At 40.9% G+C, this 18,910-nt stretch carries 22 protein-coding genes; 12 read left to right on the plus strand and 10 right to left on the minus strand.

The features are described from left to right. Window positions 1-4 precede the first annotated feature (4 nt). The 3 genes from MHI23_RS04970 (at window position 5) to MHI23_RS04980 (ending at window position 4,148) form a co-directional block, all read left to right on the plus strand. Complete coding sequence (locus tag MHI23_RS04970; protein WP_342492346.1) at window positions 5-2,791, plus strand: AAA family ATPase; 2,787 nt, start codon at window positions 5-7, stop codon at window positions 2,789-2,791. Window positions 2,792-2,853: 62 nt separating this feature from the next. Continuing rightward, window positions 2,854-3,801: a 3'-5' exoribonuclease YhaM gene (yhaM, locus tag MHI23_RS04975; RefSeq protein ID WP_024425447.1), complete on the plus strand. Its 948-nt coding sequence runs from the start codon at window positions 2,854-2,856 to the stop codon at window positions 3,799-3,801. Window positions 3,802-3,917: 116 nt separating this feature from the next. Then, window positions 3,918-4,148, plus strand: a complete 231-nt coding sequence (locus tag MHI23_RS04980) for a sporulation YhaL family protein (protein WP_024425448.1) — start codon at window positions 3,918-3,920, stop codon at window positions 4,146-4,148. Between the two features lie 53 nt (window positions 4,149-4,201). Here MHI23_RS04980 and MHI23_RS04985 read toward each other — a convergent pair whose 3' ends face one another. Then, window positions 4,202-5,086: a peptidylprolyl isomerase gene (locus MHI23_RS04985; protein WP_024425449.1), complete on the minus strand. Its 885-nt coding sequence runs from the start codon at window positions 5,084-5,086 to the stop codon at window positions 4,202-4,204. Between the two features lie 161 nt (window positions 5,087-5,247). On the opposite strand from MHI23_RS04985, the gene MHI23_RS04990 reads away from it, so the two are divergent. Both MHI23_RS04990 and MHI23_RS04995 read left to right on the plus strand, forming a co-directional pair. Continuing rightward, on the plus strand, window positions 5,248-5,334 hold the full coding sequence (locus tag MHI23_RS04990; RefSeq protein ID WP_008361129.1) for a YjcZ family sporulation protein: 87 nt from the start codon (window positions 5,248-5,250) through the stop codon (window positions 5,332-5,334). Between the two features lie 145 nt (window positions 5,335-5,479). Continuing rightward, window positions 5,480-5,569, plus strand: a complete 90-nt coding sequence (locus MHI23_RS04995; RefSeq protein WP_017360317.1) for a YjcZ family sporulation protein — start codon at window positions 5,480-5,482, stop codon at window positions 5,567-5,569. A 51-nt stretch (window positions 5,570-5,620) separates the two neighbouring features. On the opposite strand, the gene MHI23_RS05000 is transcribed toward MHI23_RS04995, so the two are convergent. Continuing rightward, window positions 5,621-5,806 carry a hypothetical protein gene (locus tag MHI23_RS05000; RefSeq protein WP_080652927.1) on the minus strand — a complete coding sequence of 62 codons (186 nt, stop codon included), beginning with the start codon at window positions 5,804-5,806 and terminating at the stop codon, window positions 5,621-5,623. Window positions 5,807-5,888: 82 nt separating this feature from the next. Beyond that, window positions 5,889-6,410, minus strand: coding sequence for a DUF3267 domain-containing protein (locus tag MHI23_RS05005; RefSeq protein ID WP_024426567.1), 522 nt, complete (start codon window positions 6,408-6,410; stop codon window positions 5,889-5,891). Window positions 6,411-6,642: 232 nt separating this feature from the next. On the opposite strand from MHI23_RS05005, the gene MHI23_RS05010 reads away from it, so the two are divergent. Further along, on the plus strand, window positions 6,643-6,987 hold the full coding sequence (locus MHI23_RS05010; RefSeq protein WP_342492347.1) for a YhaI family protein: 345 nt from the start codon (window positions 6,643-6,645) through the stop codon (window positions 6,985-6,987). On the opposite strand, the gene MHI23_RS05015 is transcribed toward MHI23_RS05010, so the two are convergent. Both MHI23_RS05015 and MHI23_RS05020 read right to left on the minus strand, forming a co-directional pair. Next, window positions 6,965-7,585, minus strand: coding sequence for an HTH-type transcriptional regulator Hpr (locus MHI23_RS05015; protein ID WP_024425452.1), 621 nt, complete (start codon window positions 7,583-7,585; stop codon window positions 6,965-6,967). The two genes, MHI23_RS05010 and MHI23_RS05015, sit on opposite strands and share 23 nt — an antisense overlap. 187 nt (window positions 7,586-7,772) lie before the next feature. Continuing rightward, a complete protein-coding gene (locus tag MHI23_RS05020; RefSeq protein WP_024425453.1) occupies window positions 7,773-8,129 on the minus strand; it encodes a YtxH domain-containing protein in 357 nt (118 codons plus the stop codon). Window positions 8,130-8,257: 128 nt separating this feature from the next. Between MHI23_RS05020 and MHI23_RS05025 the strand changes: the two genes are divergently transcribed. Further along, window positions 8,258-8,449, plus strand: coding sequence for a hypothetical protein (locus MHI23_RS05025; RefSeq protein WP_024425454.1), 192 nt, complete (start codon window positions 8,258-8,260; stop codon window positions 8,447-8,449). A gap of 253 nt (window positions 8,450-8,702) precedes the next feature. Here MHI23_RS05025 and MHI23_RS05030 read toward each other — a convergent pair whose 3' ends face one another. The 3 genes from MHI23_RS05030 to MHI23_RS05040 form a co-directional block, all read right to left on the minus strand. After that, complete coding sequence (locus tag MHI23_RS05030; protein ID WP_024425455.1) at window positions 8,703-9,221, minus strand: tryptophan transporter; 519 nt, start codon at window positions 9,219-9,221, stop codon at window positions 8,703-8,705. A gap of 127 nt (window positions 9,222-9,348) precedes the next feature. Next, entirely contained in the window at window positions 9,349-10,428 is a 1,080-nt protein-coding gene (gene serC / locus MHI23_RS05035; RefSeq protein ID WP_024426564.1) for a 3-phosphoserine/phosphohydroxythreonine transaminase, read from the minus strand. Window positions 10,429-10,587: 159 nt separating this feature from the next. Further along, window positions 10,588-11,016: an HIT family protein gene (locus MHI23_RS05040; RefSeq protein ID WP_342492348.1), complete on the minus strand. Its 429-nt coding sequence runs from the start codon at window positions 11,014-11,016 to the stop codon at window positions 10,588-10,590. Window positions 11,017-11,502: 486 nt separating this feature from the next. Between MHI23_RS05040 and MHI23_RS05045 the strand changes: the two genes are divergently transcribed. Genes MHI23_RS05045 through MHI23_RS05055 form a run of 3 tightly spaced genes read left to right on the plus strand, consistent with a single transcriptional unit; the run spans window position 11,503 to window position 14,208 of the window. Further along, on the plus strand, window positions 11,503-12,243 hold the full coding sequence (locus tag MHI23_RS05045) for an ABC transporter ATP-binding protein (protein ID WP_024426563.1): 741 nt from the start codon (window positions 11,503-11,505) through the stop codon (window positions 12,241-12,243). Next, a complete protein-coding gene (locus MHI23_RS05050; protein ID WP_125587316.1) occupies window positions 12,236-13,456 on the plus strand; it encodes an ABC transporter permease in 1,221 nt (406 codons plus the stop codon). The genes MHI23_RS05045 and MHI23_RS05050 overlap by 8 nt, the downstream gene beginning before the upstream one ends. Before the next feature lie 44 nt (window positions 13,457-13,500). After that, complete coding sequence (locus tag MHI23_RS05055; RefSeq protein ID WP_125587315.1) at window positions 13,501-14,208, plus strand: EcsC family protein; 708 nt, start codon at window positions 13,501-13,503, stop codon at window positions 14,206-14,208. 226 nt (window positions 14,209-14,434) lie between these two features. Here the strand turns inward: MHI23_RS05055 and MHI23_RS05060 are convergent, their stop codons facing one another. Next, complete coding sequence (locus tag MHI23_RS05060; RefSeq protein WP_163115324.1) at window positions 14,435-15,622, minus strand: M20 family metallopeptidase; 1,188 nt, start codon at window positions 15,620-15,622, stop codon at window positions 14,435-14,437. 148 nt (window positions 15,623-15,770) lie between these two features. Here MHI23_RS05060 and MHI23_RS05065 point away from each other — a divergent pair, with 148 nt between their 5' ends. Beyond that, entirely contained in the window at window positions 15,771-16,058 is a 288-nt protein-coding gene (locus MHI23_RS05065) for a hypothetical protein (protein WP_226015057.1), read from the plus strand. Window positions 16,059-16,121: 63 nt separating this feature from the next. Here the strand turns inward: MHI23_RS05065 and MHI23_RS05070 are convergent, their stop codons facing one another. Beyond that, window positions 16,122-16,607 carry an antibiotic biosynthesis monooxygenase gene (locus MHI23_RS05070; RefSeq protein ID WP_024426559.1) on the minus strand — a complete coding sequence of 162 codons (486 nt, stop codon included), beginning with the start codon at window positions 16,605-16,607 and terminating at the stop codon, window positions 16,122-16,124. A 127-nt stretch (window positions 16,608-16,734) separates the two neighbouring features. On the opposite strand from MHI23_RS05070, the gene MHI23_RS05075 reads away from it, so the two are divergent. Beyond that, window positions 16,735-18,870: a PBP1A family penicillin-binding protein gene (locus MHI23_RS05075; RefSeq protein ID WP_125587313.1), complete on the plus strand. Its 2,136-nt coding sequence runs from the start codon at window positions 16,735-16,737 to the stop codon at window positions 18,868-18,870. The last annotated feature ends 40 nt before the right edge of the window (window positions 18,871-18,910 follow it).

The raw sequence follows: 18,910 nt of genomic DNA on the forward strand, positions 1-18,910 counted from the left end.
TATGATGAAAATACGTTCACTCCATATAGCGAATTTCGGGAAATTTTCAAATCGAACCTTTCACTTTTCTGATGACGGTTTTCAGCTAGTTTACGGCCTGAATGAATCGGGGAAAACGACATTGAAGGCGTTTATTGAGTCGATGTTATTTGGTTTTTCAAAAAACAAGATATACAAGCCGAAACAAGGATCTTTCTATGGCGGCTCCCTCACTTGCTTAGATGAGGAGTTAGGTGTCATTCACATTGAGAGGTCGTCCGATCGAGGCGGTCAAGCACAGGTGTTTTTAACGAATGGTGAAGTGAAAGATGAAGCATTTCTACGAACTCTTTTAAAGGGAACAGATCGCAGATTATTCCAATCAATCTATTCATTTGATGTGTTTGGACTGCAAAATGTCCAAGCCTTAAACGAAGATCAAATCGGTGAATTTCTCCTTTTCTCAAGTTTATTTGGCTCAGATGCTGCCTCTAAGATGGATAGCAGGCTGCTTAAGCAGCAGGAGCAGCTGTTTAAACCAAATGGACGCAAGCCGGAATTAAACCAGCAGCTTGATCGTTTAAAAGAGCTGGCTGCCCAGCTGAAACAAGCTAGATTGGCAGAAGGCCGTTATACCGAAAAAAAACGGGAGCATTCTGAATTAATAGAGAATATCGCAGCGCTTCAAAAGGAAATGAAGCAGACAGAAGAACAGATTCAGCAGTTAAACGAACACATTCGACTTTATCCCATGATAGAGAAGAAGTTGGAGTTAAAAAGAGAATTAGCCCGTTATCCAGAACGAGTCAAACGCTTTAGAGCAGAAACAGAGCATGAATTGGATAAATTAGAATCACACCTTCACCCGAAAAAGGCTCAAATGACTGCACTAAAGCAAAAATTAGATCATTTGCAAACCTCGCTGGCACAAGTTCAACCGCTTTATGACAAGGATACATTACTGGAGATGAAGCGTGTCGTTGATGAATCTTCTCATGCTGAACGTGTCAAAAACCGCTTAGCTGAATGTAAAGCAGAACGTGATTCATTGAAACAAAAAATGGACGAAGCCGCAGCGAAGCTAAAGTGGCAGCGTTCAGTCAAGCTTGATCAGATTGACGACTCCCTTGAATTTGAGTGGGAATTAAAGGAGGCTGTCAGCCAATACGTTCGTTTAATGGACAGAAAGGCACAGCTGGATGACCGGTTTGATCATGCAAGACATGAGCTGGAAGAAGCGGAAACCGCTTTAAAAGGATTAAAGGAACAGCAGGCCAAATCGTACAGTACAGTAGAAGCTGGGGAAACAAGAACAAAAGAGAAACAGGTTCATTCCCGGGCGTGGTTATTTCCTGTGATGGTGATATTTGATGCTGCATTTCTGCTTGTCCTTTTCTTTTTAACAGAGTGGTGGGTTACTTTCTTATTTGCAGGGTTTTCTGTTTTTGTCTTCTTTGCTATTTACCCATTTTTGAAATCGGCACAGGTGAAACAGGGAAGCGGCAGGGGAGCATTCGATTCCTTCCAAGTACAGACAGCTTCAGCTGAAACGCTTGTGAGGCAGAAGGAGCTTTTGTACGAAAGGATCATCAGGCAATATGAAGACTGGGAGCAGGAGCTGGAACCTGTCCAGCAGCAAGTAGAGGAAAAGAAAAGACAGCTTGGCTTGTCCTCAGAGCTTTCTTTCCTAGTAGAAGCCTTTCTTATTCTGAAGCAATTAAAAACGGATACAGCGGAATATGAGGAGCTTAGCCGGGAAATAGACGAGCTTGCCGGCCAGCAATCCAATTATGAGCACAGGGTGGAAGCGTTAAGCAGTCTTCTGCAACGAAAGGAAGGCACCATTCAAGAGAACATCTCGGCCTTTCAAGAGATTTTGAAAGATGAGGCGAAAAGAGAAAAAGAACGTCAGACATTGGATGTATCGATTCAACATGTGAAACAGCAGATCACGGCGCTAGAAGGGGAAATTGACTATTACGAAAAACAAATGGACGCGCTTTTTCGTCAAGTAGAGGCAGAGTCCAAAAAAGATTACCAAATTCTTTCCCATCTATCGAAAGAATATCGGGAACGGCTTTCCCATTTGCAGCAGCTGAATCAAGAGCTGCATAGAAGCGGCTGCTTTGATGAGGAAGAATCGATTGTTCGTAAAGGGTTGCGTCTTCTTGAAGAAGAGTGTGCGGAAGCAAAGCAGCACCTGAATAACATACAAACGAATGCGGCAAATATGGAAAAACGTCTGGCAGAACGAGCAGTGGAAATCCGGCAAATAGAAGCTTCAGGTACGGTGTCTGATTTGACTCATCAGCTTTCAGCTGAGCAGGAGCATGCAAAGCATCTTGCGAAAAAATGGGCGGCGGTTCAGCTTGTTCGCTCCGTCATTCGAGGAAAATTGAATGAACATAAAGAAAAAAGGCTGCCAGCACTGCTGCAAACAGCCTCCCGCTTTATTCAGCCGTTAACGAATGATCGATATGAAGCCATTTTATTTTCACCCGAGGATGACCGGCTGATCGTGAAAAGGATGGACGGACGAATATTCCGCCCAGAGGAGCTCTCACAAGCAACCTGTGAACAAGTCTATCTGGCCATTCGTTTTGCACTCGCCTTGTCTCATCAGCATGAATGTCAGCTTCCGTTTATGATGGATGACAGCTTCGTTCATTTTGATCATGTTCGTCTAGGAAGAGTACTGGAGTTGATGAATGAATTCACGCGTTTTGAAACACAGCTGTTTTATTTCACCTGTCATCAGCATATGACGCAGGCAGCAGAAGATGGACAGATTACGAGTTTAGCAGTTGAATGATTGACAAATAATGACTTATGTTATACTTATATGAGCAGAAACATGGAAGGAGCTTTTATTGAATGGCTAAAGGGATCATGACCTATGATGTCGGCGAACAAGTTGACCTGCATTTATTAATTAAATCATCTACTAAAGGGATTGCAAGTAATGGCAAACCATTTTTAACGCTCATTCTTCAAGATCAAAGTGGAGATATTGAGGCGAAACTATGGGATGCAAAGCAGAATGATGAAATCACCTACGGTCCGCAAACCATCGTGAAGGTAGTAGGCGACATTCATCATTATCGCGGGAGGAATCAGCTGAAGCTTAGGAATATACGCCCTGTTGCTGAAAACGAGCAAATTCGAATTGATGACTTTCTCGAAACAGCTCCTATTCCAAAACACGATATGATGGATACGATTATGCAATATATTTTTGATATGAAAAACCCTAATATTCAGCGTGTTACAAGGCATTTGCTGAAGAAATATGGACAGGAATTTGCTGATTATCCAGCAGCGACAAAAAATCATCACGAATTTGTCTCTGGACTCGCCTACCACGTTGTGTCTATGCTGCATTTAGCAAAATCAATTGTTGACCTATATCCATCACTAGATCGAGATCTTTTATATTCAGGCATCATTCTTCATGATTTAGGGAAAGTCAAAGAGCTTTCGGGTCCAGTCTCCACGACATATACTGTGGAAGGGAATTTAATTGGCCACATTTCCATTATGGTGACAGAAATTGCGAAAGCTGCGGAAGAGCTTAGCATTGATTCAGAGGAAATTCTCATTTTACAGCACTTAGTCCTGAGTCATCACGGAAAAGGAGAATGGGGCAGCCCGAAACCACCAATGGTGAAAGAAGCTGAAATTCTCCACTATATTGATAATTTAGATGCGAAAATGAACATGATGGATCGTGCACTTGAGCATGTGAAGCCAGGAGAATATACAGAACGTATTTTTGCACTTGAGAATCGTTCGTTTTATAAACCAACCTTCCATCACGAATAATCATGTCAAAACGTCCGTTTATGCGGGCGTTTTTTTCATAACTTGTCTTCTTTTCGCATAAGCATGTAACACAAAGGAAGAGAGGAATGTCCTTAAGAAAAGGAGGCGATGAAAAAATGTTGTTTTTTCCGTGGTGGGTGTATGCATGTATTATCGGCATTATTTTCTGTGCGTATAAATTAATGACAACAGCCAAAGAGGAGCAAGAAATTGATCAATCCTTTATTGAAAAGGAAGGAGAAATATTTATCGAGCGAATGGAACAGGAAAGAGAGCGCAGACGCCAGAATCAGCAGGTGAAAAGATCACAGGATACTGCGGCACATGAAGATCATTCAATTGCTTAATCTCGTCATACAAAAACCCCTCTGCACGATTACGGCAGAGGGGTTTTTTGTGATTACTGGTTCTGTTGTGTCTGCTGATTTTGTGCAGGCTGTTCAGATTTTTCTTTGAACGTTTTTTGAAGCTCTTTATCTTTTACTTTCACATCAGCATCTTTTACTAATTTGTTTAAGATGTTTTGGATTTCATTTGTGTCTGCTTGTTTTTGGTCAAGCAGTTCTTTTTTCAAGTCTGCTTTCATGTCATCATATTTACCGCGTTCTTCAGTCTTTTTAATGATATGGTAGCCGAATTGGGATTTTACTGGCTTGCTGATTTCATTTACTTTTAGTTTGAAAGCAGCTTTGCTGAAGTTCTCGTCCATTTGGCCTTCTTTTGCGAACCAGCCTACATCTCCGCCTTGTGCTGCTGAAGCAGTATCAGTTGAATATTCAGAGACAAGGGAATCCCATTTTTCACCTTTATCTAATTTCTTTTCCACTTCGTCAGCTGTTTTCTTATCAGCTACTAAAATGTGGCTTGCACGGATTTTTCCTTTAAGGTCATCGTAATACGATTTTACTTCTTTATCAGTGATTTTGATGTTAGCTTTGGCAGCCTTTTGAGTCAGCAGCTCATATTTCACTTGATCTTTGATGTAATCTTTACCGAATTCATCTTGAAGCTGTTTTAAACGATCTTCACCAAGTGTCTTTTTATATTCTTCCAATTTCTTATCAATTTCTTTATCAGATACTTTGTATTTGTCAGCAAGAACCTTTTGTTGAACAAGTAGGTTTAGAGCATCTCCACCTGCTTGTTTCTTAAGAGTTGTATAAAGTTCTCCTTTTGTGACATCTCCTGATTTCGTTGTGGCGATCACATCTTTATCACCGCTACTGCATGCGCCAAGAGTTAAAACACTTACTGCTGTTACAGCTGCTAAAGCCATTTTTTTCATTCAAAAAACACTCCTAATCTTTCCAATTTATTTATCATTGCTTGTATCATAACATATTGTGACACGCTGTAAAAAGAAATGCAAATGGAAGGGCATTCGTCTAGTCAAAAAATTGCGCGCGACATACACATATAGTGATCACAAAAAGGAGGCTGAATTATATGGGAGCAGGATATTCTAATGGGTTTGCTTTATTGGTCGTGCTATTCATTTTGCTGATCATCGTTGGTGCAGCATATCTTTACTAATTAAATCGCTGTGACAGAAGGGAGCCGTCCTGCCGTGCGTGAGGGCGGTTCTTTTTTCAAACGATGACAGGTGCCTAAACGTTTTTTATTTTTCTGCATACACTGAGCTTAGAACAGAGGAAGAACTGGCAGGAGGTGTTTTCACATGGGAGGAGAAGTCTTTGCTGGCGGTTTTGCACTAGTCGTCGTATTATTCATTTTATTGATCATCATCGGTGCATCTTGGATTTGCTAATTCAAATATACACAAAAAGCTGCCCTCAAACTGGCAGCTTTTGCTTTGATCTTAAATGGAAATGTTAATTTGAACAAATGATGAGATAAGTAAGATCAGTATTGATACATTGATAAAGCGAAACACCTTATCTTGCCGTTCTTCAGGAATCTCTCTGACAAGGCATAATGTATTAGTAAGCCTGTTTATTGAATACACAATAAACGCGGCAAAGACGATGAAGTAAAATAAAACTATCGGAGATCCCCCCTCTCTATGCTATTCCCATACTACATTACCAAATTTTTTATGAAAAAGATAGAAGTTGGCTTTAAAAACCTCATGATGAGGAAGTTTGGTCAACTAAAATATCAAACTCGTCTTGAGCTTGATCGATGATGCAGGATCTAGGTGCTTTGAGCAGCTTCCATGCAAATAAAAAGTCAGGCAAACAATAGCCTGCATGTATACTTGCGATGATGATAAAATAGTGTGCGTACATAGGAAACGCCACGCCTAACACAAAGTAAACCGGTGAGATGACACAAAACGGGCTGAGAAGTGAAAAAAGCATCACTTTCTTAGGTACGCGCTGCCAGCAATTTCGTTTCATTAATAACGTCATTTTTTTCTTATTTTTCATCACTGGGATCAAGTGAACCACACGGTGGACAAGCAATGTCACAAGTAAGAGCACGGCAAAAAGCGGTGCGTTATGGCTGCTTAGCCTCGTTTCAGGATGAGTCAGTTGAAAACATAAAAATGCCATAATGAAAAAAAGGATAGCAAGACTTATGGCAGAAATCATCATTCTCGTATAACCATAATCCTTTTCAAGATTAATGGTCTTCCAACAATTCATTTTTCATCCTTCCAATCTAAAAATCGAATTGAATATCTCAAGATAATTTACTCTTCCTGAGGATAAAAATCAATGGTTTTGATGAAAAAAAATAAAATGGTGCCTTCATATGGAATAAAGAGAGGAAACTTTGGATTTTTCAAGAAAAAAGAACTGAAGGGGGAGGTTCGTCTCTTTCGTCAATGAGTATTTTCGGCTAAAATAGAAGGACTAAGAGAAAGAGGGAACGTACATGAGTATTGAGGAACGAATGAGCCAGCTTGAATATTATATGGAACTTTTATTGACGGCAGCCGATATGAGCCGTTATCCATATTATGCGTTATTGATCAGGCAGAGTGTATCGAAAGAAGAGGCAGAGGAAATTGAGCGTATTTGTGCTGAGCTTTCAGAGGAAATGGATAAGCAAAAAGCACAAGGCTACGTCATGTTTGACGATCTCCTTGCGCTCTTTGCGGGACAGTTAATTGAAAAGCTGGATGTTCATGAGACGATATTTGCTTTGCATGATCAAGGGCTCTTTCAGCCGCTAATGAATGAATTTATAAAGATCATTAAACAATTTGATTTGTTTTAGACGCTTTTTCTGCTGCCTCAGCTGAGTTTTCAAGTTCCTCAGTCTTTTTTGTGACTTTTCCTTGCTCATTCAAAAAGTCCTTCTCAATGTTTGAAAACGATTTCTCAAAAATCTCCATGAAATCCTCACCATAAATGTTTCGGATGATACACATCATTTCTAAAATCTCAGGGAACTTTCCGTAAATGTCATGAAGCGGCTGTGCGCCTTTGACAATACCAGTTCGAGCCGGGTCATAATCTTCGAGTAGTTTATGGAATGTCTCTTCGCCTTTTGGCGTTAGCTCAATATACGTATTGCGCTTATCGTTTAACTTTTTAGAAAATTTTAAAAATCCTCGTTCCTCCAGTTTCTTGGAGAAGTTAAACGCCGTTGATACATGCATGACGCCAAACTTTGCAATTTCTGATATTGAAGCTCCTTTTAATTGATACGCAATCCACAAAATATGATGTTCATTGATATTTAGGTTATACGGTTTGATCCACTGCTGCCAGTCCTTTTCAATGGATTTCCAAAGAGCTTTGCTCAATTGGGCCATTCTTTGACTGAATAAAAGTGCTTCTTTTACATCGAAAGGCTGTTCCGAATGATTCATCCATTTCACCTACTTCTCTTTTTCTTGTAATTCTATTATGCCAATAAAATAAAGATTAATAAAGCTGAAAATTCAAGAATTTTTAAAAGTCATGAAAAACATTGTCAAAATAACCTTTTTTCAACAAAAAAAGTGCGGGATACGCACCCCGCACACTTTTGTAAACGAATATTTTTTTGTGAGTATATTAGTTTTGTAAGGTTTTCTCCAGTTGTTTGAGCTTTTCCTCAATTTCCTGAATTTCCTTTTGTAAGTCCTGCTGATGAGGTTTGATTTCTTCGCGCCATTGCTGAATCGATGTTTGCAATTCAGACCCGACTTCTTTAATCACCTCTGCGCTTTCTTTTGCTGTTTCCACAATTTGCTCTTTTAAAGCTTGTCCATCTCTTTTTAATTTTGTCAGCGTATCTTCGAATTTGTCATAGCCGTCTTTCACTTTTCCGCGCACATCTCTGCCAGAAGAGGGAGTCGTCAGGAGCACTGCCGCACCTCCGAGGAGACCGCCTACAAATAATCCTGTTAATAAAGAACGTCCACTAGCCATTCAAATCACCTCTAGTCAAATTTTACACATTCGCATGTTCTCTCTGAGCTGACGATCAGCTTCATTGAACTTCCATACATAGCTTGCTTTATTTTAGCATACTTTTGAAGAAAAGGGAGGGGAGAAGGTTGTCTGTCTTTCTGTTCGTTTTTATGTGTATCGTCATCGTTTTTACAGGTGGTTCTATTCATTATGCAAGACAGCTTGGGTATGCAGGGTCTTATCCGCCAAAACATGTTTTAAAGCAAAAAGCACTTGTGTGTGCGGCTGGTGCAGGAATTTCGCTCCTCATTTTGCTGCTGACCCTTTTTCTTTTATAAAAGCATGAAAAAAACCTCTTCATCTATCATGAAGAGGTTCCAGCGTGTAGACAAACCCTCGCATTCTTTGTCAGTCCTGCGTGCTGGTGCTCACGAATATCAAATTCGCTCCGCGCCAGTACTCGTCCTTCCTAGACTTCAAAGGTTTTCTATCACGCTGAAAAGAAGACAAAGGGCTAAAATCAAGATCATTTTAGCCCTTTGTCAACAATCTGAAACCTCTTCATCTATCATGAAGAGGTTCGGTTATTCGTTAAGCAACTTCTATCATTCTTGCACGTCTCAGAATGGACTGAGCAATTGGGAAGACAAATACCATAGCGATGGTATTAATCACGGCTGCTGGCAGGACAACACCCACAAGAAGTGCCGGTAATGCAGCTGGCAGTCCAGTGATCAGTAAAGCGGCAGATAAGAAAATCACGCCGGATACGATGGTTCCAATCGCAGTTAATACAGCGGTCAGCACGACTTTGTTCTTTATCTTCAAGCAAGATAAGAAAAGGGCTAAGAAGATAAAGGCTGTCACTGGCTTATCAATCATATTCGGAATTTGTCCGCCTGGGAATCCCGTTGTTAATGCAGAAATGACACCAGTCACTAGCGCAATCACGACAACATGCTGTACCTTTGGGAAAAGGATGATGCTTAAAAACATCATGACAAGCATCATATCAGGTTTCATTCCGAAAAAGATGGGTGGGAAAATCGTATGCAAGACAGCTCCCATTGCTGCAAGCAATGACATAATCACTAATTCTTTTGTTTTCATTTCTATGCTCTCCTCTGCTAAGCTCTTATAGGACTCTCCAATAATATGGCTCATCATTTATTGCAAGAGTCATGACTTTATATTTCTCGTTATTATAACAAATTTATTTCTCTATAGAAAAGCCTTTTTACTCATTTTCTTGCTGGAACTTTTTCATAAAGTCCGCAAGCTTTTGGCAGTCTTCAATTGAGACCGCATTGTAAATAGATGCTCTGCATCCACCGACAGAACGGTGGCCGGCAAGTCCAACCATTTGCTCTTGCTTTGCTTTTTCCACAAAGGAAGAAGTAAGTGCATCATCGCGAAGAGTAAAGGTGACATTCATATGTGAACGGCTGTCAGCGCGCGCATGCCCTTGATAAAAACCGCCGCTTTGATCAATGGTATCATAGAGAATGCCTGCTTTTTGTTCATTGCGTTTTTCCGCTGCTTCTACACCGCCAGCTTGTTTGACATGCTCAAGGACAAGTGACAGCATATAAATCGCAAAAGTCGGTGGTGTATGATAAAGAGAGTTAGCTTTTGCATGTGTTGAATATTTTAATATTTTCGGCGTGCTGCTTTTCTCTTTCTCTAATAAACGTTTGCGTGCAATCACAATCGTGATACCTGAAGGCCCTAGGTTTTTTTGTGCCCCAGCATAGATGAGATCAAATGAAGAAACGTCTATTTTTTTGCTGAGAATATCACTGGACATATCCGCAATGAGCGGGAGTGACGTGTTCGGGAACGTTTTCCACTGAGTGCCGAAGATCGTATTGTTCGATGTGATGTGCAAGTAAGCACCATCTGTTAAACCAGAAGTATCTACTTCTGGAATATACGAGTAGTTGTCATCTTCACTTGAAGCAAGCACAGATGTCTGACCAAACCCTTTTGCTTCTGACAATGCTTTTTCTGACCAAGCGCCTGTTTGAATGAAATGAGCTGTTTCGCCTTCATGTAAGAAGTTCATAGGAATCATCGCAAATTGAAGACTAGCTCCGCCTTGTAAAAAGAGGACTTCATAATCTTCTGGAATGTGCATCAGTTCCCCCAAAAGCGCTTTTGCTTTATTGTGGACTTCTTCATATTCACCGCTGCGATGAGAAAGCTCCATCACAGACATCCCAGTTTGTTTAAAATCAACAAGTTCTTCCTGTGCTTTTTGAAGAACTTCTAGCGGCAGTGCCGCCGGACCAGCATTAAAATTCGTCGTTCGCTTCATCACAATCTCTCCCTATTTCTCGCGTTAATGGATCAAAAGATAAAACCATCCTATCACAAATTTGAAGCATTTGGACAAAAAATTTGAATCGTTCAAAATATCTTACTATTAGGAGATGGAAGCGAGGAAAAGGGGCAAAAATAAGAAAAACCTCATCTGTTAAGATGAGGTAAGCCGCGTGTGGATGGCAGAAGAAATGTCTTTTAAATCCTCTGACGTGTATTGATCTTGGTGTGATTTCCATACGGCACCAAAGCCATCGCCTTTTCCGTAGCGCGGAATGATATGCATATGGTAATGGAACACCGATTGACCGGCTTTTTCACCGTTGTTGTTCAGGAGGTTTAACCCAATTGGTTCAAACTCCTGTTTGATCGCCCTTGCAATTTTCGGAATCGCTTGGAAGTAGTGGTTAGACACTTCTGGTGTCATCTCATAGATGTTTGCTTTATGTATTTTCGGGATTACAAGGGTATGTCCTTTTGTTACTTGGCTGATATCAAGAAAAGCCAATACATGCTCGTCTTCATATACTTTTGCACATGGAATGTCTCCATCAATGATCTTGCAAAAAATGCAGTCGCTCACGCCATGTCACTCCTCACTATTTTTCCTTTATCGTATCATAAAAAGAAGCAAAAAAGAAAACAGGACAAGCGAACTCCTTTGGTCGCTCATCCTGCTCCTGCAGAAGAAATGCTGATGCTTTCATTCGAATGCCTTTTGAATTCTCTATTTACTGAAATAAAGAATTCATGTGCCTGCTATTTCTGCCGTAAACACCTCATTTGACGTTTTGGTTTGTCGAATACATATTGTATAGGACACAAAAATCAAGAATCAGTGAAGCAAAACAGAAGCTAAGGTTTTTAGATGAAAAACCAACTTGTCATGCGGTTCTTTGCCTTTAACAAACACCTCATTTACTTATTGGTCATCAAGTTCATTTCTTCTACATACATTATGATGACCAAAGCGCCTATTTTTTATTCATGACTCGTCTATAGGTAAACATTTCAAATTATCATTCGTTTTTGTTACTATAAAGGAAAAAAGAAAGAAAGGAACGAATTCATGTCCCTTCTCACTGTAAAAGATGTAACGGGCGGATATACGAAGAATCCCGTTCTAAAAAATATTTCATTTGAATTAGAAAGAAATCAAATCGTCGGTCTCATTGGCTTAAACGGGGCGGGGAAAAGTACAACCATCCGCCATATTATCGGGCTCATGAAACCGCATAAAGGTGTCATTGAATTGAATGGACGAACTCTTCAAGACGACCAAGAGGCGTATCGTTCACAATTTACATTTATTCCTGAAACACCTGTTTTATATGAAGAATTAACGTTAAAAGAGCATTTAGAGCTGACAGCGATGGCTTACGGTCTATCAAAGGAACAATTAGACGAACGCCTGCCATCATTGCTGAAAGAATTTCGAATGGAGAAAAGGCTGAAATGGTTCCCTGCTCATTTTTCAAAAGGAATGAAGCAGAAGGTCATGATTATGTGTGCATTCCTTGTGGAACCAGAGCTGTATATCATCGATGAACCGTTTTTAGGGCTTGATCCTCTTGCAATCAATGCACTGCTTGAACGGATGAATGCAGCGAAGAAAAGCGGCGCTAGTGTCCTGATGTCAACGCATATTTTAGCGACAGCTGAGCGCTATTGTGATTCCTTCATTATTTTGCACGAAGGGGAAATCAGAGCGAAAGGAACACTGGCAGAGCTGAGAGAACAGTTCGATATGAGAGATGCGACACTCGATGATCTTTATTTGGAATTAACAAAGGAAGAAAGCTATGAGTAAAACAACGCTTACTATTTGGAAATCAAGATTAGAGGAACACATACAAGAAACAAGAAAATACTTAAAATACATGTTCAACGATCATCTTGTCATTGTGCTCATTTTTTTCCTTGCAGGCGGAGCAAGCTGGTACAGCAGCTGGCTCAAACATATTCCAGCTCACTTCCCATCCTACTGGGTGATGGCAGTTGTTTTCTCATTGGTACTTACAAGCTCATACGTACGTACGTTGATTAAAGAAGCCGATCTCGTGTTTTTGCTTCCTTTGGAAGGAAAGATGGAGCCTTACTTAAAACAAGCGTTTAACTTTAGCTTCATTTCTCAGCTGTTTCCTCTCATTGCTGTATCGATTGTCGCACTTCCGCTTTATTCGGCGGTGTCTTCAGGAGGCATCACGGAGTATGTGCTGATATTGGCGCAAATGATCTTAATAAAGGGTCTGAATACAGCCATTCAATGGAGAATGACTTATTTTCAAGGAAAACACGTGAGATGGCTCGATGCAGCCCTTCGTTTTCTATTAAATATGATGTTGATCTACACCATCTTACAGGCAGCCTATGCGATTGCAATCGTTTTTTATCTTATCTATGGTGTCTATCTTGTCTACTTAACAAATGCAGTGAAAAAACAGCCCTTTCAATGGGAAATGCATATTTCTGATGAATTAAAACGGAAGCAGCGCTTTTATCGTTTGGCAAACTTATTTACAGATGTGCCTCACTTAAAGAAACAGGTGAAAAGAAGAGCATACATGGACTGGATGTTGAAGTTTGTTCCTTACGATCAGCGTAAAACTTTTTCTTATATGTATGTGAGGGCGTTTGTACGCTCAAATGACTATTTTGGTCTGGTGTTTAGATTAACTGCCGTGTTTGTCCTGATTATTTTGTATACAGGTGCAGCAGGCTGGGTGGGTGCGTTACTAGTCTTGTTCACAGTATTTATCACAGGTGTACAGCTTGTGCCGTTAACGAAGCACTTTGCTCATCTTTCATTACAGGCACTTTATCCAGTTTCTCAAAAAGAAAAGGATCGAAGCTTTTTTGTTCTCGTCCGTAATGTGCTCATCATCCAATCGATATTGCTGAGCTGTGCGGTACTTCCAGCAGGAGGCTGGCAGGGAAGCGGACTTGCCTTTCTCATTTCTGTAGCGTTTGTGCTTGTCCTCTTTAAGCCTTACGTACAAAGCAGATTAAAAAAGATGAGATAAGTGGAATTACAGCGAGCGTATGATGACATCAAGGAGGGGACCGGATGAATGCAGCTGAACGGGAGTTGTATGAAGAAGCCATTCTTTTTCAAACACGTTTTTTAAGAAAACCTTCAAAGATCGAACGGTTTTCAAAAGGAGTTCAGCAGCAGGTGAACCGCCGAATTCCTGCCAGGTTTCATCAAGTCATCACAAGTGCAGTCAAAACAATGGTTGAATCAACCGTATCAGGATCACACTTTACTTCATTTTCAGTGATTGATGAACAATTATCTATTGTTGAACGAAATGAACTGGCAAAGGATAAAGTGAAGTATTACCAAAAGGCGGCTGCTATCGAAGGGGTTGGAACAGGTGCAGGCGGTTTATTCCTCGGAATGGCAGACTTTCCGCTGCTGCTGAGCATAAAGATGAAATGCCTTTATGAGCTGGCGTGTATTTATGGCTTTGATTTATCTCAAAAGGAGGAAAGACTCTTTTTGCTCTGTATATTTCAACTCGCCTTTTCCAGCAGTGCACATCGTCAAAAAATGATGAAGATCATAGATGATTGGGAAACGAGCTGCGAGGAAATGGATTGGTACAGCTTTCAGCAGGAGTATCGAGATTACATTGATCTTGTAAAGCTGTTTCAATTAATGCCGGTCGTCGGAGCCGCTGTTGGCGGGGTGGCAAATCATCAGCTGACAGGACAGCTCGGAGAGGTTGCACGCCATGTGTTCCACTTGCGAATATTGAAAGAAATGAAATAGAAAAACCGCTGATAACAGCGGCTTCAGATTGTTGACAAAGGGCTAAAATAATCTTTATTTTAGCCCTTTGTCTTCTTTTCAGCACAGCGTGATAGAAAACCTTTGCAGTCTAGGAAGGACGAGCAGCGGAGCGAATTTGACATTCGTGAGCACCGGAGCGCAGACCTGACACCGAATGCGAGGGTTTGTCTACACGCTGAAACCGCTGATGACAGCGGCTTTTTTTTTATTCATTGTAGGAAAGAACGGCGTTAGCGAGTACCTTTGCTGCGATAGGCATTGCTTTTTCGTTGATATCAAACTTTGGATGATGATGTGGATACACGTCTTGGCTGTTTTCGGGCATGGCGCCTGTGTAGAAGAAGGTACCAGGGACATGCTGAAGGTAGTAAGCAAAGTCTTCTCCGCCCATTTGGGTTTCCGCTTCTTTTACTTCTGTGACACCTTCTGTCTGGTTTGCGATGTCAGCAATATATTCAGTCGGCTTTGGATGGTTTTTGACAGCAGGGTATCCTCTGACGTATTCATATGTGTAGGCAGCATCATGCATCTGGCATACCCCTTTTACCACCTGTTCAATTTCTCGTTCGATGATATGCCGTGCATTTTCTTCAAAGGATCGTGCAGTACCAGTTAAAACAGCTGAGTCTGCAATAACGTTAAAGGCATTCTCCGCTACAAAACCTCCAACAGAAACAACAGCAGAATCAATTGGATTGACTTTACGTGCAACGACTTGCTGCAGGTTTGCGACGATTTGTGAACCGATGAGTACGGCATCTTTTGTTAAATGAGGCTGGGCGCCGTGTCCGCCTTTCCCTTGGACTTGAATGGAGAAACGATCCGCCGCTGCCATAAAGTTCCCGCTTTTATAAAGAATCGTGCCACAAGGCTCTGAAGACCAAAGGTGCGTACCGAATATCACATCGACACCGTCTAAACAGCCGTCTTCAATCATTGGTTTTGCACCGCCGGGAGCATATTCCTCGGCATGCTGATGAATGAGGACGATCTTCCCTTTTAATTGATCACGATGCGTATGCAAAATTTTAGCTAATACAAGAAGTGTCGCAGTATGCCCATCGTGACCGCACGCATGCATCACACCAGGCTTTGTTGATTTGTAAGGTACATCTTTTTCATCGTGGATGGGAAGTGCATCAAAATCAGCTCTGAGGGCAATGGTTGGTCCCGGAGAAGCTCCTTTAATAAAAGCGAGTACGCCATGACCGCCCACCTTGGTGCGCGTAGGTATTTGTAATGTATCATAGTAGCTGGCGATGAAAGCGGCTGTTTCTTCTTCCTGAAAAGAAAGTTCAGGATTCATATGGAGATGGCGTCTAATTTCAACCATTTCCTCATAATGTTCATCAAGACGTTCATTGATGCTTTTTTGTAAAGTGGATATTGTCATTGAATCGAAAACCTCCTTCATGCTCTTTTACTGATTGTATGGTAATTGTTAGAATCTTTCAACAGAAGAGGATTTCGTGGTCAGTATCAAAAGGTCATTTTACATAAAAGTCGAAGTGGATATGAAGCAAGGAAAGGGAGGAGTAGCGTTGGGAAGCTGTCCAAATTGTTCAAAAACATTTTCTTTCGTCGAAAAATTTCATTTATCACATACGAAAATGATGATGTGTCCAAGCTGCCGGCATCAAATCAAAGAAACATTTGTCTCAAAAATGAGTTTTTTCATGATCTGCTTGATTCCACTATTGGTGCTGCTGATTCAATTGAAAGGTGCTTCACCTATGTTGAAGTGGCCGATCTTATTAGGGTGGATATTGCTAAATTTCTATGTGCTTCAGCCGATCATTCATCGGTACGAGCTGAAATCAAGCTCATAAAATGAAGAGCCCAGCGACTGGGCTTTTTTTGATGAAAAAAAGAAGTGCTAGAGCAGCACTTCCTTAATTGTCTGTGACGGCATGGTAGGATGTGAGGTAAGCTGGACGAGAGAAAATGGAGCCTGTATCCTCGTGTGGCTGAAAGAATGCTTCTGATTCTTGAAAGTCTTGAAATAAGTCCTCTGATTCCCAAAGTGTCAAAATCAAATAAACTTCTTCATCTTTTTTAGGTCTTAACACGCGAATAGCCTGGAAGCCGCGCTGATGTTCTGAGATGTTCGTCTTTTTCTGAAAGGTGGATTCAAACAGTGCTCTGCTTTCAAGCTTAACAGGGATATGATTCAAGGTGACGAAACCAGATTGGACAAGCTCGCCTTTCGCATAAATCACATCATAGGCATGAGGGGCTTTAAATACAGTCTCACCCTCCGTTTCATGAAAAAGAGCTGCTTGTTCTTTTCCGACCATATAAAGCAGATTTTCCAGATGGTGTTTTTTTGCGATTTTATGCAAAAAATCTGCTGTTCCATATGTAATATAGAAATTCATCTAAACCGCCTCCTGCTTGATAGTATAACAAAAGAATGATATATAATTCTTTGGCAGTCAATCCATAAAACATATTATGAAGCAATACATCCCATACTATCCGTATAAAGGAATGAGGTGACCTAATTTGAAGAAAAAGAAGATAATCATTCCATTAGTCATTGCAGGAAGTACAATTGTACTCTCATTTATTGGCTATCTGACGATTTTATTTTTAGGACATTATGTCATAGATGAAAAGAAGCTTGTTTTTCATGCTTCCTCCAAAATCATTGATCAGAATGGAAAAGAACTCACAAGCATGTATTCAGAAAATCGGGACCCTGTGTCATTAAAAGAGGTGCCTGATAAAGTAGCAAAAGCTTTTGTGGCTGTCGAGGACAAGCGTTTTTATGAGCATCACGGAATTGATGCACAGTCTATTTCAAGGGCGGTTTATCGAGATATATTAGCAGGAGGGAAGGTAGAGGGCGGCAGTACAATTACCCAGCAGCTCGCAAAAAATATTTTTCTCACAAATGACAAAACCTTTCTTCGAAAAACGAAAGAAGTCATTATTGCCATTAATTTAGAGAGAGATTATTCAAAGGATAAGCTGCTAGAGATGTATTTGAATCAGCTTTACTTTGGCCATGGTGTTTATGGTATTCAGGCAGCAGCCAATTATTATTTTAGTAAGGATGTGAAAGATTTAACGGTCAGCGAAGGTGCCACACTCGCTGCGATGCCAAAGGCACCATCTTCTTACTCGCCTGTTTTACACCCTGATAAAAATAAACAGAGGCGGGACACCATCCTGAATTTAATGAACGAACAAGGATATTTGTCTTCAACAGAAACAGTAGAAGCAAAAGGGAGAACACTAGGCATTCATTTAAAAAAGAAATCAGAAACGCCTTGGGTGGACAGCTATGTTGATCTCATTATTAAAGAAGCAGAATCAGAGTATGCCATTTCGCATGAACAATTGCTTCAAGGCGGCTATACCATTACAGTTCCGATTGATATGAATCTGCAAAAAACCGCTTATGATGCGATGAAGAACAACCGTTATTTCCCGGGAAAAAGCGGTTCTCCGGAAGGCAGCGCCGTATTCATTGATAACGAGTCTGGTGGAGTGAAAGCAGCCATCGGTGGACGAGAATATCAGGCAAGAGGCTACAACAGGGTGACAGCTGTTAGGCAGCCGGGATCTGTTTTTAAGCCGATCGCAGTCTACGGTCCGGCAATGCAGGAGAAAAAATTCAGACCTTATTCACTGCTTGAAGACAAAGAAAAAAGCTATGACGGCTATTCACCTAAGAATTACGATGGGCAGTATGAAGGCAGGGTCACAATGGTGGAAGCCCTCATGAAAAGTAAAAATACCGCTGCTGTGTGGACATTAAGCCAGCTGGGCATTGATATGTCGAAATCATATCTCGAGAAAATGGGGATAGATATCTCGGATAAAGGCTTAGCTATTGCGCTTGGCGGTTTAGAGAAAGGAGTTTCTCCATTACAAATCGCTGGAGCCTTTCATACTTTTGCAAATGAAGGCGTATATAAAAAGCCTTTCTTTATTCAAAAAATCACCAATGATGAAGGAGAAACTGTAGAAAAGAATCGTAGTCAGCAAGAACGAGTATTTAGTGTGCAGAATGCTTGGAATATGACAAGAATGCTCCAGCAAGTCGTCAAGGGCGGGACAGCCCAGAGCGGTTCATACGCTGGAGATTTAGCAGGTAAAACAGGTACGACCACATATTCAGGTGTGAAAGGTGCAACAAAAGATGCTTGGTTTGCCGGCTATACGCCTAGTACAACGGGTGCAATTTGGATGGGGTATGACAAAACCGATAACAGCCACTATTTAACTGGGGGCAGTCAATACCCTGTACAGCTGTTTAAAGATATTTTAACAGCAGCTCAAATCACCAATGAAACGTTTGAAAAACCAGAGGGGATAAAAGAGCTCGAGTCGCCTATCCATTTAGAGGGACTTACAGGATTTGAAGCCCGCTATGCGTTTAAAATCAAAGGATTGTTTACATTAGAGCTGTATTGGGACAATCAAGAGGATAAACGCGTTGAATACCGTATCTATGAAAAGAGAAATGGAAGCGAGACGCTGATCGACACAGTGACAGGCGTGGGCAGCTATACAATGCCGTATGCCAATGTATTTTCAAATGCAGAGTATAAGGTTGTTCCATATAATACTCAAACGCAAGAAGAAGGCGAAGGCAGTCCATATGTCAAGCCAGAGGCTTTTGGACGTTAATATTCGGCGATTTTTTGAACATTGAGCCGCTTTAGTATAC

It is taken from the genome of Bacillus sp. FSL M7-0003, from assembly GCF_038628485.1.
Classification (GTDB): domain Bacteria; phylum Bacillota; class Bacilli; order Bacillales; family Bacillaceae; genus Bacillus; species Bacillus safensis.

Excerpts from the sequence above, each read along its gene's own strand:
- MHI23_RS04980 (WP_024425448.1), top strand. The coding sequence starts at position 3,918 with ATGTTGTTTTTTCCGTGGTGGGTGTATGCATGTATTATCGGCATTATT.
- MHI23_RS05055 (WP_125587315.1), top strand. The coding sequence starts at position 13,501 with ATGAATGCAGCTGAACGGGAGTTGTATGAAGAAGCCATTCTTTTTCAA.
- MHI23_RS05045 (WP_024426563.1), top strand. The coding sequence starts at position 11,503 with ATGTCCCTTCTCACTGTAAAAGATGTAACGGGCGGATATACGAAGAAT.
- MHI23_RS04970 (WP_342492346.1), top strand. The coding sequence starts at position 5 with ATGAAAATACGTTCACTCCATATAGCGAATTTCGGGAAATTTTCAAAT.
- MHI23_RS05015 (WP_024425452.1), bottom strand. The coding sequence starts at position 7,585 with ATGAATCATTCGGAACAGCCTTTCGATGTAAAAGAAGCACTTTTATTC.
- MHI23_RS04995 (WP_017360317.1), top strand. The coding sequence starts at position 5,480 with ATGGGAGGAGAAGTCTTTGCTGGCGGTTTTGCACTAGTCGTCGTATTA.
- MHI23_RS05030 (WP_024425455.1), bottom strand. The coding sequence starts at position 9,221 with ATGAAAACAAAAGAATTAGTGATTATGTCATTGCTTGCAGCAATGGGA.
- MHI23_RS04985 (WP_024425449.1), bottom strand. The coding sequence starts at position 5,086 with ATGAAAAAAATGGCTTTAGCAGCTGTAACAGCAGTAAGTGTTTTAACT.
- MHI23_RS05010 (WP_342492347.1), top strand. The coding sequence starts at position 6,643 with ATGAGTATTGAGGAACGAATGAGCCAGCTTGAATATTATATGGAACTT.
- MHI23_RS05020 (WP_024425453.1), bottom strand. The coding sequence starts at position 8,129 with ATGGCTAGTGGACGTTCTTTATTAACAGGATTATTTGTAGGCGGTCTC.
- MHI23_RS04990 (WP_008361129.1), top strand. The coding sequence starts at position 5,248 with ATGGGAGCAGGATATTCTAATGGGTTTGCTTTATTGGTCGTGCTATTC.
- MHI23_RS05005 (WP_024426567.1), bottom strand. The coding sequence starts at position 6,410 with ATGAATTGTTGGAAGACCATTAATCTTGAAAAGGATTATGGTTATACG.
- yhaM (WP_024425447.1), top strand. The coding sequence starts at position 2,854 with ATGGCTAAAGGGATCATGACCTATGATGTCGGCGAACAAGTTGACCTG.
- serC (WP_024426564.1), bottom strand. The coding sequence starts at position 10,428 with ATGAAGCGAACGACGAATTTTAATGCTGGTCCGGCGGCACTGCCGCTA.
- MHI23_RS05050 (WP_125587316.1), top strand. The coding sequence starts at position 12,236 with ATGAGTAAAACAACGCTTACTATTTGGAAATCAAGATTAGAGGAACAC.
- MHI23_RS05060 (WP_163115324.1), bottom strand. The coding sequence starts at position 15,622 with ATGACAATATCCACTTTACAAAAAAGCATCAATGAACGTCTTGATGAA.
- MHI23_RS05070 (WP_024426559.1), bottom strand. The coding sequence starts at position 16,607 with ATGAATTTCTATATTACATATGGAACAGCAGATTTTTTGCATAAAATC.